This is a genomic window from Microcoleus sp. CAWBG58, from assembly GCF_020883045.1.
Classification (GTDB): Bacteria; Cyanobacteriota; Cyanobacteriia; order Cyanobacteriales; family Microcoleaceae; genus Microcoleus.
The window spans coordinates 17803-31602 of the sequence record NZ_JAHRFA010000077.1; the positions used below are offsets into that span (position 1 = coordinate 17803).

General features: G+C 41.0%; 11 protein-coding genes. All 11 read right to left on the reverse strand.

The genetic code is table 11. The features are described 5' to 3' along the window. Window positions 1-79: 79 nt before the first annotated feature. Window positions 80-793: a hypothetical protein gene (locus QZ918_RS26205; protein WP_293340272.1), complete on the reverse strand. Its 714-nt coding sequence runs from the start codon at window positions 791-793 to the stop codon at window positions 80-82. A gap of 141 nt (window positions 794-934) precedes the next feature. Beyond that, entirely contained in the window at window positions 935-2554 is a 1620-nt protein-coding gene (locus tag QZ918_RS26210; protein WP_293340275.1) for a hypothetical protein, read from the reverse strand. Window positions 2555-2632: 78 nt separating this feature from the next. Continuing rightward, on the reverse strand, window positions 2633-5884 hold the full coding sequence (locus QZ918_RS26215; RefSeq protein ID WP_293340278.1) for a tubulin-like doman-containing protein: 3252 nt from the start codon (window positions 5882-5884) through the stop codon (window positions 2633-2635). A 14-nt stretch (window positions 5885-5898) separates the two neighbouring features. Beyond that, window positions 5899-7047, reverse strand: coding sequence for a VWA domain-containing protein (locus QZ918_RS26220; RefSeq protein ID WP_293340280.1), 1149 nt, complete (start codon window positions 7045-7047; stop codon window positions 5899-5901). A 268-nt stretch (window positions 7048-7315) separates the two neighbouring features. Then, a complete protein-coding gene (locus QZ918_RS26225; RefSeq protein ID WP_293340283.1) occupies window positions 7316-7912 on the reverse strand; it encodes a hypothetical protein in 597 nt (198 codons plus the stop codon). Window positions 7913-8019: 107 nt separating this feature from the next. Further along, on the reverse strand, window positions 8020-8763 hold the full coding sequence (locus QZ918_RS26230) for a DevA family ABC transporter ATP-binding protein (RefSeq protein WP_293340286.1): 744 nt from the start codon (window positions 8761-8763) through the stop codon (window positions 8020-8022). Window positions 8764-8988: 225 nt separating this feature from the next. After that, window positions 8989-10185, reverse strand: a complete 1197-nt coding sequence (gene devC, locus QZ918_RS26235) for an ABC transporter permease DevC (protein WP_293340289.1) — start codon at window positions 10183-10185, stop codon at window positions 8989-8991. A 38-nt stretch (window positions 10186-10223) separates the two neighbouring features. Beyond that, entirely contained in the window at window positions 10224-10553 is a 330-nt protein-coding gene (locus QZ918_RS26240) for a DUF2834 domain-containing protein (RefSeq protein WP_293340291.1), read from the reverse strand. A 46-nt stretch (window positions 10554-10599) separates the two neighbouring features. Further along, window positions 10600-11232: a Vat family streptogramin A O-acetyltransferase gene (locus QZ918_RS26245; RefSeq protein WP_293340294.1), complete on the reverse strand. Its 633-nt coding sequence runs from the start codon at window positions 11230-11232 to the stop codon at window positions 10600-10602. Between the two features lie 34 nt (window positions 11233-11266). Continuing rightward, window positions 11267-12772, reverse strand: coding sequence for an HlyD family efflux transporter periplasmic adaptor subunit (locus QZ918_RS26250; RefSeq protein WP_293340296.1), 1506 nt, complete (start codon window positions 12770-12772; stop codon window positions 11267-11269). 7 nt (window positions 12773-12779) lie between these two features. Next, window positions 12780-13364 carry a TetR/AcrR family transcriptional regulator gene (locus QZ918_RS26255; RefSeq protein WP_293340299.1) on the reverse strand — a complete coding sequence of 195 codons (585 nt, stop codon included), beginning with the start codon at window positions 13362-13364 and terminating at the stop codon, window positions 12780-12782. Between the last annotated feature and the right edge of the window lie 436 nt (window positions 13365-13800).

Below are 13800 nucleotides of genomic sequence, written 5' to 3' on the forward strand. Positions count from 1 at the left end.
AATACCCAAAGTCCCGACTTTTTCGGTGAAGTCGGGACTCTAACGGCGATCGCGTCTTAATTTAATTAGAACGACCTACTTATTTTTCCACTGCTGCGGGTGTGAAACGAATTTCTATCCGTCTCCTAGTTGGATCGGGACTACGATTGGTTCCGGCGTATTCTCCAGAAATTAGGAATAGTTGTGCTGCTGAATAAGCACGGAATTTTAAACCTTGTAACCGACCAGTTTTTCGTTGAAAATCTTGGAGATTTTTGACTACCGCTAAGGCCCGCATTAATCCTAAATCTGCATTAGAACCTGCTTTTAAGTTACTGACAGATTCATTACCACTAGCTACATTTTCTAACGTTTGATCTAAATTGCTAACAGGCTCTACTGTTTCTTGACCGTCAGTATGACCGATTATTTCTACAACATATCCGGGATATTGCTTGGCAAAACTTTCAAGTTGGTCAACTACCTCATTGTCAATAAATAAACGCAGACCTTCTGGTAAATCGGCTCTTCCTGCCTCGAATTTAAGAGGGCGATCTTGAAAATTATCGGAGTCTTTTATAATAATTAAAGGTGGCGATTTCAGGCTTTCTATTTGTCTTTGTAATGCTGTAATTTGATTATTTTTTTCCCGCTGTTCGCCCTGCAAATCTTCATATTTTTTTTCTAGCATGATAATTTTATTTTGAGCTTTAGCCAGTTCGTCGCTTGTATTTTTTGCTGTTGATTTTAAGAATACAGATTTCACTAAAGCTAGTAAGAGGAATAAATTTATAATCATAAAAGCGTTGGACATCAAATCTGTGAAAGCTGGCCAGATATTGAGGTCTTCATGGGAATCTGCGGGACGAGCTCGGCGACGCATAATTGAAACTTCTCAGTTGTGGTTGAAAAAAGCACTCATTCGGCATACATATTATCTAGAATTGCTAGGATTTCACCAAGGATTTAGATCGCTGATATGTTTATCAACAATCGGACTTTCTATCTTCTCTCTCAAAGTCTTTACTAACTCAGAAAGCTCATCTTTTATATCGCTGAGGTGATGGACATATTGCTCAATACTTTCGGCGATCGCTTCCGATTGCTGTCTGTTACTGTCAGCTTGATTGTTCATCGTTTCTGCAATGCTGCCAGCAAAAGAGTTAATACTTGCTATGATAGCTTGCGATTGTATATTGTTACTCTCCGCCTGATAGCTAATACTTTTAGTAATCTCGCCAGTCATAGAGTCAATCCCCAGATTAATCTGATTTGTATAATTATTGATAGTCTGTACTAAATTTGTCAACTCAACTTGCACTTTATCCAAACTATCTACTCTAACCACAATCCTTTTCTGTAGTTTGTCAAGCGTTGTGACAGCCGACTCAAAACTCTGCGAGCCTTGCTGAAGTTGTGGAATAATCTGGCTTAGTGACTGTTGATTAGTTTGATGCAACCCTAATACTTGGAATGAACTCTGATTTAGCAGACTGATTTCTTCTGTCATGTTTACTAACTGCTTGCTAAAACTCTGGATTTGGCTAAAGATAGTTCCCAGAGATTGAACAGTATCAGCTAAACTTGAAGTTGAATTAGAGAAATTAGTTTGTGTGGTAGCTAAATTAGCTGTAGCCCTTGATAATTGATCGGGAAAATCGCTATTTTTCAATGTGTTCGTCGCTTCTGTAAATCTACGCGCAGCTTCCTGAAATTCATTAGCACCCCTAGCAATTGTACCAGAAGCTTCCGCTAAACGACCGTAAACTTGTTCCGCTAAATTAGCAGCCTTAAGATTAGCTTCAATAATTTCTTCAATCTTTTCTTTGAGAGCAGATTCTACACCCTCACGGACTGTTTGACCAAATCTAGTTAAAAATTTATCAAATGTATCTGCCATGCCTTGAACTACTTGATTGAGGCGAGTTTGTCCCTGTATTGTTGGCTGATAAACATTATCTAAATAATCTTCTAAATAGCTAATTAACTGTGACTTAGCTAAACCAGTATTCCAGATAAAATTGACCACAGTCAAAACAGAACTAAAAAATACTGCTATCAGACTGGTGATAAAAGCAATTCCCATCCCTTGCAACGGTTTCTGCAATTCAGCAAATACTAAATCCTGATTAATATTTGTATTTCCTTGAAGTTGAGTAATTGTTTGACTCAGATTAGATAAATTCAGCGTAATGCCTAAAAAAGTACCTAATAAACCAAAAGATAGCAACAAATTAGGTAAGATGCGACAGAAATAATCTATCCCATCGTAACAAAACGGCATCCCCAAAAATGTCAGCTTCTGTTCGCCATAAATTCCATCAATTAAAGCTGCTGAATTCACTTCTTCTATATACTGACTAGCAGCTTGAAATCTATCTTCTAAGTCTCTAACAATTGTCGGTTTGGATACACCAGTATTCCCCCCTAGTAACATTCTCACCTTTTTCGTATTGTCCACTATCTTCCCATGAAGAATAATTCGTTGAAGAGCCGCCAACACAGCAGGTAAAATCACCAGCAGTATAGTCGGAACAAGCAAGTATATTGGAAATAATTTTAACAAGTCAAACATAATCGATCAACTCCCGAATGAAAAATGCTAGATCCCTGTTTTGCAAAAGGCGGGGTAAACCCGCCAGCCACAATTTCATCAAATCGGATACTTATTTAAAATCTTTTGCCGCTCCTTTTCATACTCCCGATCGGTAATAATACCACCATTCACATCCTGTTTTAACAGCTCCAATTCTTGCCGTCTCTTAGCACGATTATCAACAGAATCAGTAGGCTCATCAACTATTTCTGCCTGAATGACTTCCTGAAAAGCACCGATTCCCGGAGGCGAAGTTTTAGAAATTTGTAAACCTTTAAATCTTTCAGCCATTTTCTTACGAAAACGATTGATAATCCCCTCCTTAGCAGGCATTTCAGTAGTTCCAGGAACCCCTACCACCGTAGCTTTGTAAGGATAATTAGGATGATTCTCCGGCAACTTATCTACCAAATCTACAAAATTCCGTAGCTTCGGTAAATAGTCATCTTCCCAAAGATTAGGATTTTTATCAATCCGAGCGATCGCTACGTCCAACAACCCCTTCAAAGCATCAGTCATATCCCGCCGATTCGCCAATTCTTCCAGTGCTTGATTCCAGACTGAGCTAATCTCAGCATTAGAATTACAGTCCCGCAATTCGTCATAATACGAAAACTCCAACTGCTGGGTATTTGCATTTTTTCCAATCAGATCAAAAGCCAAACAAGGATAAAAAATATCCTCTAATTCCTCCATAATAAGAGCGTCAGGCGGAATAATATCAGTAAACCGAGTTCGGTAGTCATTGTGTAGAAAAGAACTCTCAGAATTTAGTTCGCGGATGTAGGGATTTCGCATTTGTTCCAAACCGCTAATCAGTCTCAGAGGAAACCCCGCATACTCAGTCACAATTAAAATTTCATCCTCAGCTTGAGTAGGTTTCAGGACACTTTCTCCAATGCCTAAATCCCGTCCCAAAGTAAGTTTAAACTGCTGAACTTCCGACTCGTCAGTATCCTTAAAACCTACTAACTCACTTTTTTTCGCAGGACTATTACGAAAGTAGGGATCGCTCAAGTTTAAGCGTAGCAGTGGCTCAGATTCCTGTCTAATTTGTCCCAAACGAGTTGAGCGATCCTGAATCGAATAATTTTGGATAAAACGCTTAATCACAGATTGAACAATCTGAGTGCTGCGAGAACCAAATAACCTGTCAACTGTCAAATCAATTTCGTTTTGTACTTGTAATTGAGCCGTGCGATCGATCAAATAAGCAATCGAATCTCCCACTCCTGAAACTTTTGTAATCTCCTTACTCACCAACACCAACTGAGAGCGAAAATCTTGCTCTGGTAGCAAGGTTTTATAGCATCCATCAATATCTTTATTGTCAAAAATTGCCTCGCCGCTCATTTCATCAAAATTCAATTGTCTTAAATCGCTTTCCTCCTTCTCATAGTCACTCTTTAGATTGCCTACCAAGCGGTTAAAACTAGCCACCTGAGTTGAACGTTCTAAAACGTGCTTCTGCAAATCTCCGACAATTTGCAGCACTTCCTGAGTTACCACTAAATCAAAGTTGTGCTTAATTAAATCGCAGACTTCCCGCACAACTCTTTTGGCTTCAGCTTGCACTTGCCGATTCTTGCTTCCCAAAATTGGGAAGTCAAATTTTTGCTCAATCTCCTCAATAATCTCTTCCGCATCTCGCCATTTTTTCTCCAAATCTTCCAGCTTGCGAGTTCCCCCAAATTTAGCAATCTCTTCCTCCAACTGAAGCTGATAACGATTCAAATCAGTTTGCAAAGCATCTAACCAATCGCGACTGCTTTTGATCGAAAATTTCACATTTCCCGGAGTCAACAAACCAGCTAAAAACTCATCGATATCATGCTTAAGCTGTTCCGTAATCGTCGGACGAATTTGTAACAATCTTGTCAGCCAAATTCCCCTTGTACTCTCAGTTTCCCCTGGCTGAGTTTTGCGAAACTGATCGCGAAACTCTCGCGGTAAAGTTTGCCTGATTCCAATGCGATCGTCCTTACTTTTGCAATCATTAATTACTCTCTCTAACTTGGCATTTCTCCAAGTATTGAGCGTACTGGCAAAAGTCTTATTGGATTCTTGCACTGCTGCTGCTAATCTGACAGTAAAACCATCCCTATTCGCCAAATCGCTATGCCACCGATACTGAATTAAAAATTGATCGAGTGACGACTGCGGATCTGGGCTTTGTCCCTCTCCATTTAACCAGAATGTTACCAATTTTAAACTAATTCGAGTTAATGCAATTTGGACAATAATGTCGCGGGGAAAATAAATCGCTGCCAGTCCGAAAGTTAAATACCGCTGGATATTCGGTCGCGGATGGTCATCCCACTGAATCAAATGCTGCAAGAAATTATCCCGCATCCCCTTAACTACAGGCGCTAATTCTCCCGAAAAATCCAGTGCTATTTTATGAGCAATAACATTGCATAATTTGCGCTGTTCTAGAATCGAATACTCGCCCGCAGTTTGATTTGAAACTAAATAAGCATAGTCAAAAGGCGGTCGCGATTCCTGCACTAAAACTAAGTTTTGCATATCATAACAAGCCTCAAATTTAGTACCAGGAGTAGTATAGTAATTCAGTTCCTTAAGTGCAGCATAAGTATTGGCACTCATATTAGATGTATTGCCGTATAACTGCGGACTAATCACCAAATATCCGACAATTTGAGCCCCTCCATCGCCGTAAGCTTTTCTGAGACTATAAGCAACATCTAAAAACATTCCGCTACCAGTGCCGCCGCATAGAGAACCCACGACAAAAATATTCAATCCTGGTTCAATTCTTAAGCCAGATTTTAATAAGATTGCCTCGTGTCCTCGCGTCCGCCGTTCTGCGGTTTCTACCGCTGTTTTAATTTTTTGATAGTTATGGAAAAAAGCCAATCTGCCTACAGGTCTAATGCCTTTTGCTCCTTCTTCTACTGCTTTAATATTTCGCAGTAACTGGGGCGGAAACCAACGTGCAATATGGTCGTAAGGCCCTTGGCGATCGTAGTTGGAACGCCGTTCTAGTCCCTGCACAAAGTTAGTTACTTCTGCTGATGTCATTGTCGCGCCTACTTTTTCAGAGTCGCGAAAACTGAGGTCAACACCGTGATAGGTACTACCAGTTCGCAAACCCGATACTTGTGTTGCGGCCTTGTCGGTATCGATGTGAACAAAACTCACAATCGGCAACTGACTTAAATCTCCATAGCGATCTACGATTAAGCGGCGAATTCGCATTAATACATCTCTTCCTGTACCGCCTAAACCAATGCAAACCGTCCTGTTTATACCCCGCACTTGGCGATCGCTGCTTGTAGATTGAGTCATATCTGTCTGATTGTTTATTTTTTGACTTGAATCACAATTTCGTAATCTTGCTTGTGAGAAATAGGACAATTGAGCCTAATTCGACTAGTATTAGTTATCAAAGTCGGCTTAATGACTTCTTTTGCATTCAAAAAAATAGTAGCTTCCCCAGTTGGTTCTAAATAAAGTTTTTCTCCCTTTCTTACTAAATAAGCTCTGACTTCTGGCCCTGGAGTATCGATCGAATCAGCGCAGCTTGGTTCGTACTCGCCGATCGCAATTCTTTGATTATTTCCCAGATAGCATACTTGGTCATCTTCTTTCGCAGTAGCTGTTAAGTCTACCGCTAGCTTCCATTTCTTTTGCAACCGCCAGAATTTGATGCCAATAACTACAGAAGCAGCCAGGGCAATTCCAGAAATTGACAACGGCAACCATAATTGATTCAATAAATAAGCAGAAACTAAACAAGTTTCTCGCCCTCCCGGTGCTGGCGTACAAAACTCCTGTATATTGGGAGAAATATCAACAACACTTAATTCATATCCTTTATTATCCTTGGTCGTAATTGTATACGATCTCTTCCGCAAAGGCAATACCTGAAACCAAGCTTGACGCTGTTGACTTGCTTGAGAGTTCCCCTGCCGAAATGGACTATCTGCGGGTGTTTCTACCCAGTCATCGGAAGTCGCTGGCGACTTAGTAGATAGTGGGGCATCAGTAGTCCAAACTACAGACTGAGGTTTAATTGGTTGATTCTGCCCCAAACGGCACTGATTAAGATTTGCAAGACCTTGATAAATGGTAAGTTCAGCCTGCTGAATATCGGTATTTTGAACACTTAGATTTGGCTGAAGAGGTATACGCTGCAAAATTAGGTCAATATCCTTTTTGCTATTAAATTGAATAGAACTTTCGGGTAGTAGGGGGTTGACACTGGGCGCGAGTGGATTTACGGTTGTTGCAAAAGGAACAATATAAACCGTATCTCCTGGTTGCAAACTATCCTCAACAATCTGACGCAAACGGATGCGACCTTCATCGTTAAGGCCAACACTCTCCGTCAAATCAATTGCTAAAACTACATCGCGACCTCCATGCAAAAGAGCAACTAATTCTAGACCAGTTTTTTGGAAAGGGGCAAGAGGTTGCCCTGGAGTAACTGTCGAACAATAATCAGCCAAGGAATTACAACCCTAAAGTTATTTAGACTATTATAAGCCAATACCGTTTACTTAAGAGGGCCCTGATGGTAAAACCCTATGAGAAATAGATCCGGAGATTGCTTCGTTCCTCGCAATGACTATCCTAAGTAAACCGTATTGTATTATAAGCTGTTGTGCATATAAATAGGGCTACACTCCACAAAAGAGAATAGGCAAGAGGGAAAATCATATTTACAATTGAAATGTGTCACAGTTTACAAAATCCAATTAACCTACACCATCTCGATCAAGTTATGCCGATCGCCAAAATGCCTAAAATCTTATTCACGTCTTTGAGATAATACTCGCTCAAATCTATTTCAATTTCTTGTCCTTGCAGTTTCAGGAATTGCCAAATACTTCCCGTTGTTACAACTCCGTAAATTGCCTCAATTTCATTGCCCGATCGCTCGTTAAATATTCTAGCAGCAACCATTTCAGCAGCGCACTGCCCCAAACCTGCATTAATATTTTCTTTTTTGGCTTCGACAATCGTAATTACTGGGGCAGTAATTATAAAAACTTCTGGGGATTTGGTAACAATAAAATCACAAATTCCTTTTAACCCTTTAGCTTCGTCAACAGTGAAATCAACTCCAGAGAATAAATTTACTGACTCATTCTTTTGTCTTTTCAATTCTACCAAAATTGGAGCTATGATGAGTTCCGATCGCGCTTTCTCACTGTTGCTGCCGCGGACGATCGGCTGATAGTATTGCAAAGTATCTTTCAGCCATTGACTGCTTTCTACTTCAGGTGCGTCCGCAAAAATATTTAACCTTTCCAAAGTAGTTAGGTTAAAGTCTTTTTTGACCCTTTCTAAATTAAATTCGCTGTAAGCCATTGCGGTTACTTTTTAGTATTTATTCAAGGGAGTATTCGCCGTTAATTTTAACTCACATCTTGCACAAATGACTAATGACTAAGAGGGCGGGCACGGGGGCACCGCCCCTACTGACTGATTACTAGATTCGGATTTGTTGCTAATCGGCCGTCTTCCATGTAGATAATTCGATCGGCAATATCGAGAATGCGGTTGTCGTGCGTTACGAGCAAAATCGTGCAGCCTTGTTCCTTTGCTAGTTTTTGCATGATCTCAACCACATCTCGCCCGGATTGTTTGTCTAAAGCCGCCGTAGGTTCGTCCGCTAACACTATTTTAGGACGGCTGACTAACGCTCGGGCGATCGCCACCCTTTGTTTTTGCCCTCCCGAAAGATTTTCTGGGTAATAATTGACGCGATCGCCCAAACCCACAGCCTCCAACATTGATATTGACAAAGCATCCATATTCTGATTCAGCATTTCCTTATGCAATTCCAAAGACATCCGCACATTTTGCTTAGCCGTCAAAAACGTCATCAAGTTATGCGCTTGAAAAATATAACCAATTTGCTTTCTCAACTTAGTTAACTGATTCTTACTAGCGCCCCGTATTTCTTCCCCCAGAATATTCAGACTCCCTTCTTGAGCCGAACGCAGGCCGCCTAACATCGTCAGTAAAGTTGTTTTACCCGAACCAGAAGGCCCCGTCATAATTACTATTTCCCCAGAGTTGATATCGAGATTAATATCAAATAAAGCTTGTTTTTTGAGGGAGCCTTTGCCGAAGTAATGGTTGAGGTTTTTGACTGAGATTACAGCTTTATTTGTGATATTTTGGTCGAAGTTTGCCGGAGAATTTAGGGTTTGCATGGTAATTTTTTGTGTTTTTTAATGTTTGTAGTGAGGACTTCAGTCCTCTCTTGGATGCGGACTAAAGTCCTCACTACGAACCTCATTGATTAGCCTGTTTGTAGTGAGGACTTCAGTCCTCTCTTGATGCGGACTAAAGTCCTCACTACGAACCTTTTTTTTGATGCGGACTAAAGTCCTCACTACGAACCTCTTTTTTGCTGTGAAACAGGAGTTTTTTTTGTTCTAGAAGATGTCGGCGGGGTCTGCCGATCGCAATTTCCGCAAAGCCAGCGCGCCAGAACCAGTACACATCACAATCGTTAAACCCAATACAGTAGTCGCTCGATTTGCTGTCATCGCAATTGGCAGCAATGTCGCAGATTGCGCTAAGGAATAAAGTCCGTTAGCCAAAACAATTCCCGGCATAAAACCCAAAATAGCTAATAACAAAGCTTCCTGAACTAAAACTCCGACTAAATAGCGATCGCTATATCCCATAGCTTTCAAAGTCGCATATTCCGCCAAGTGATCCGAAACATCAGAGTAAAGAATTTGGTAAACAATAATCAGACCAACAACAAATCCGATAATTGTACCGAATCCGAAAATAAAGCCGATCGGAGTAGCATTTCCCCAATAAGCCTTTTCAATTTCTGCAAATTCTGCTAATGTCAGAACCTTCACATCATCCGGCAAAATAGCTTTCAACATTGATTTAACTTTGAGGATATCAGCCCCCGGTTTTAACTGAATCAAACCCACATCAATTTCATCTGGTTTGCGTTCTGGAAATAAATTCATGAAAGTAGAATCGCTAGCAATGACATTGCCATCAGCCACGAAAGAAGTACCGAGAGTAAATACTCCTCCTACTTGAATATTTCGTTCGTTAAGTTCAGTTTCGAGGGTAGATTGTGTATTAAAAATATTGGCAATTTCCCCATACTCAGGTCTAGAAGCTTGGTCAAATAACACATTATTGAACTTTTGAAGTTGAGCCAAATTCTGATTGACATCTGGCAAAATAAATGTTGTGTTGCCAGGATCTATGCCAAAAATTAAAATTCCTCGCGTAGTGCGGTTTGTGGGATTTCGCCACTGTCCCATCCCAATATATAAAGAAGTGACAGACTTGACTCCTACGACTCCTTGTGCTTGATAAAGTCGCTCTCTGTTGAACTGTTTTACCGCAGCAAAAGTTTCAAATTGAGGATTGATTAAAACTAAATCTGTCTGTAAACTTTCATGCGGTTTAACTGCTGAGTCAAAAAGTGCATCTTGAAATCCTAATTGCACAAAAATCAGAATATCTGCAAAGGCAATTCCGGCGATAGCAACCGCAAGACGAGTCTTTTCTCTAGTTACTTGCAACCAAGCAAGGGGTGTTTTGCGAAACATAATATTTGGGGAATTGGGAATTGGGAATTGGGAATGGGGCATTGGGCATTGGGCATTGGGCATTGGGAATGGGTTTATTATTAATTGTTTGAAGCTGTTTGTTCAATTTTGCGTTGCCGCATTAGGAGAAATAAAGGCAAACCCAGGGAAACGCCAACCAGTAAGTTGCTGGCAATATAAATCCACAAGTTTTTCATGTTCAGACGCGAACCTTCGCTAAATACAAAAATCCACAAAACCACGGAAGATACGATTACATCCATGCCGAAAAAACCGGAAATTTGATTGGCAAACAATTGTCCAAAGAACTCGTTGACATTCAACCCTTTTTCTAAGAGAAAAGGGAGAAACTGGGAATAGGGCAAAGCAGTGCCCAGAATACAGAGAACTAAGTAAGCAATTTGAAGCATGAAAAAACCTCGATTTTGTTAATTTTAAATCGCTGTATTTGCGAGTTTACTCGGCATTGCTGAGGGCTTGAATATCGGATTGCATAATTAAGTTAATGTTGCGCGAAATCTTATCAATTTCCCAATCCCACCAGCGCATTTGTAATAGTTGTGCAACTTCAGCATCGCTGAAACGCTGCTTAATTAAACCTGCAGGGTTTCCGCCGACAACGGTGTAAGCGGGAACATCTTTTACGACAATAGATTTGGCGGCAACAATCGCACCGTCGCCGATTTTTACTCCCGGCATAATTACGGATTCGTAACCGATCCAAACATCATTCCCGATGACTGTATCGCCTTTACTTGGCAGTTCCATTAATAAATTCATTGCCGTTTCCCAGCCGTTCCCAAAGATGGGAAAAGGATAAGTTGAAATGCCGTCGAGTTTGTGGTTCGCACCGTTCATGATAAATTTGACGTTGGTGGCGATCGCACAAAATTTACCAATAATTAATTTTTCACTTCCGTAATTGTAAAGTACGTTTCTCTCGAAATTTTCCGGATCGATCGGATCGTCGTAGTAAGAGTAATCGCCGACAACAATATTGGGCGATTTAACAAAGTTTTTGATAAAGCAAACCCGGCGCTGGTTTGCCATCGGATAAGGTAGGTTTGGATCTGGCCCTAATTCTGCCATAAATTTCAATCCTCAAAGGTTTGTAGTGAGGACTTTAGTCCTTCTGAATTGCTACTTGTACCTGCAAATTTGTCAACCCCGCAACTTGTTTGCTAGCTTCAGGATTTAGGTGAATTTTCACTTCTACAACTCGGCTGTCTAAGTTTTCTCCCGGCTGGTTGCTAAACACGTTTTGCTTGCTGACTTTTAACCCGATTTCTTTAACAGTTCCCGGCAATTCTCCTGAAAATGCTTGGCTGGTAACACCTGCTTTTTGCCCTACCTTGATTTTGCTGATGTCGGTTTGGTAAACTTCGGCAACGACTACCATTTGCTGAGTTTCTCCCACGTCTGCAATGCCGTCATCGCTAATTTTCTCTCCTACACGAGTGTGAATCTTGAGGATTTTTCCGGGTTGCGGAGTGCGGATGTAAGCTTGATTTAATTCGGTTTGGGCGCGATTGACTTGGGCGATCGCGCTATTGATTTCGGTTTGGGCTGCTTGGATGTCTACCGGGCGTACTTCGCCGATCTTGTCGAGAGTTGCTTCGGCTTCTTTTAGTTCTTCGCTGCCACTGTTTTTAATGCGGTTAAGTGTTGCTTCAGCTTCTGCTAACTGCTGGATTGCTGTATTGTTAATTCGGGAAAGATTTGCTTCGGCTTCGTTGAGTTGTTGGATTGCTGTACTGTTAATTCTGGCAAGATTTGATTCGCCTTCTTTAAGCTGCTCTTTTGCCGTACTGTTGATGCGGCTGAGATTTGCTTCGGCTTCTTTAACTTCCTGCCGGCTTGTTTCTAATGCCAGCCGTTTGCTATCCATGACGGAGTTAGAAATAGCGCCTTCGGTAACAAGTTCTTTGTGCCGCAGATATTCGGTTTCGGCATTAGTAGACTCGGCTTTTAATTTGTTGATTGCGGCAGTTTGTGCTGCTTTTTCTCCTTCCCACTGTGCAGTTATGCGGCTAATTGTTGCTGTTTGTACTTTCCTTTCTCCTTGCCATTGTGCGGTTATTCTGCTGATAGTTGCTTGCTGTGCTTTTTTTTCTCCTTCCCATTGTGCTTGCAGCCGATCGACTGTTGCTTGTTGCGCCTCCCGGTTTCCTTGCAATTGGGCTTCTAGCTTGCCAATTGTCGCAGATTGTGCTGCAAGTTCTCCCGACTTGGCGCCCGCTTTTACCTTGGCTAAATTGGCTTCAGCAACTTTGACTTTTTCTTTGGCTTCGTCTAAAGCAGATTTTAGCCGATCGCCCGCATCCAAAATTGCGATCGATTGCCCTGCTTCGACGCGATCGCCCTCTTTGACTAAAAGCTTCGCCACGCGATCGCCATCCAACGCCTGCGACACCCCCAAGCGAATCACTTCCCCCAGCGGTTCCAATCTTCCCAAAGCCGTGATTTTTCGGGGTGGAGGTGTTTCTACGGGTAAAGGTTCAGCATTTTTAGCTAAAGATCCAAACTGAGAAATGCCGTAAAAAGTTGTACCCACGCTAATAGTAGCGCCAGCAATTACCAATCCCATTACCAATTTATTTTTAGGCTTGACGAAAGATTGAAAATTCATATTCCTCCTAGATTTGCGGTTGTTTTTTTTCTAAATAAGCCAGCAGCATTTCTTTTAATAAATTCGCTTGTTCAGAAAAAGATATCCTTTCTCCTTGATAAAACCTTCTTACCAGCAAGCCGTCAATAGAGTTGATGATAAATATAGCAATGGCCGGATCGGAAACACCCAAGTAGCAACACACTGCCTCTTCGTAACGCTTTCCTGCTTGCTGAAGAGCTTGGTTGTTGTCAATATCTTGGCGACTTTTATTCTGACAAAAATCAAAGATTATCAACAAGCTTTTCATAATATAATCTTCATTCTTTGCCAGATAATTCATCATTTCTTGAATCCTTTCTCCCAGGGTGGGCGGATTTCCTAATTGTGCTAGTTCTTCTTCTTTGGTATCTTCATAACTCAAATATTCAATTAATTGCTCGAACAAGCTTTCTTTACTTGGAAAATAGTGGTACAGCGTGCCTGTAGAAACTCCAATTCCCGAGGCGATTTCTCGCATTGTGACGGAGGAATAGCCTTTTTCGGCAAAGAGTTCAAAGGATTTGTTCAGCAGTTCTTTGCGGTACAATTCGCGGTCAACTATTTTTGGCATAGGTCGATCGATCTTACGATTTTTGATTCTAGATCCTAGGTTATCGGAGATTTAAGAGCGATCGACCGAATATTCCTATATCGAACATCCGATATAGTATAAGCCTATACAAAAAAAACTTTTGACGGCTGAGCTTGGAGAAAAATAAGTATATCGAACAATTGTTATAATTAATGTTGCACAGACTGGCAGAGCTTGTCAAGGGGTGGAGTCTAATTATTTTTAGAGTCGATTTGTCGGGGCGAGTTTAGCCTAAAATCCAAAACACCCCGCCATCAATCTGCATCAGTCAGTCGATTTTAGATTTTATAGGACTTACGCATTGACAAAATAACGAAACAGTGAATTGATAAATATGGGTCGTCTACTTTCTAGGTATCGGACAATGAGAAAAATAACTAAACCCTCGACAGCAAAATGTAATATAGACACTTAC

Coding starts and splice junctions, on each gene's coding strand:
- QZ918_RS26250 (WP_293340296.1), bottom strand. CDS start 12,772: ATGAATTTTCAATCTTTCGTCAAGCCTAAAAATAAATTGGTAATGGGA.
- QZ918_RS26205 (WP_293340272.1), bottom strand. CDS start 793: ATGTCCAACGCTTTTATGATTATAAATTTATTCCTCTTACTAGCTTTA.
- QZ918_RS26225 (WP_293340283.1), bottom strand. CDS start 7,912: ATGGCTTACAGCGAATTTAATTTAGAAAGGGTCAAAAAAGACTTTAAC.
- QZ918_RS26240 (WP_293340291.1), bottom strand. CDS start 10,553: ATGCTTCAAATTGCTTACTTAGTTCTCTGTATTCTGGGCACTGCTTTG.
- devC (WP_293340289.1), bottom strand. CDS start 10,185: ATGCCCCATTCCCAATTCCCAATTCCCAATTCCCCAAATATTATGTTT.
- QZ918_RS26230 (WP_293340286.1), bottom strand. CDS start 8,763: ATGCAAACCCTAAATTCTCCGGCAAACTTCGACCAAAATATCACAAAT.
- QZ918_RS26210 (WP_293340275.1), bottom strand. CDS start 2,554: ATGTTTGACTTGTTAAAATTATTTCCAATATACTTGCTTGTTCCGACT.
- QZ918_RS26245 (WP_293340294.1), bottom strand. CDS start 11,232: ATGGCAGAATTAGGGCCAGATCCAAACCTACCTTATCCGATGGCAAAC.
- QZ918_RS26255 (WP_293340299.1), bottom strand. CDS start 13,364: ATGCCAAAAATAGTTGACCGCGAATTGTACCGCAAAGAACTGCTGAAC.
- QZ918_RS26215 (WP_293340278.1), bottom strand. CDS start 5,884: ATGACTCAATCTACAAGCAGCGATCGCCAAGTGCGGGGTATAAACAGG.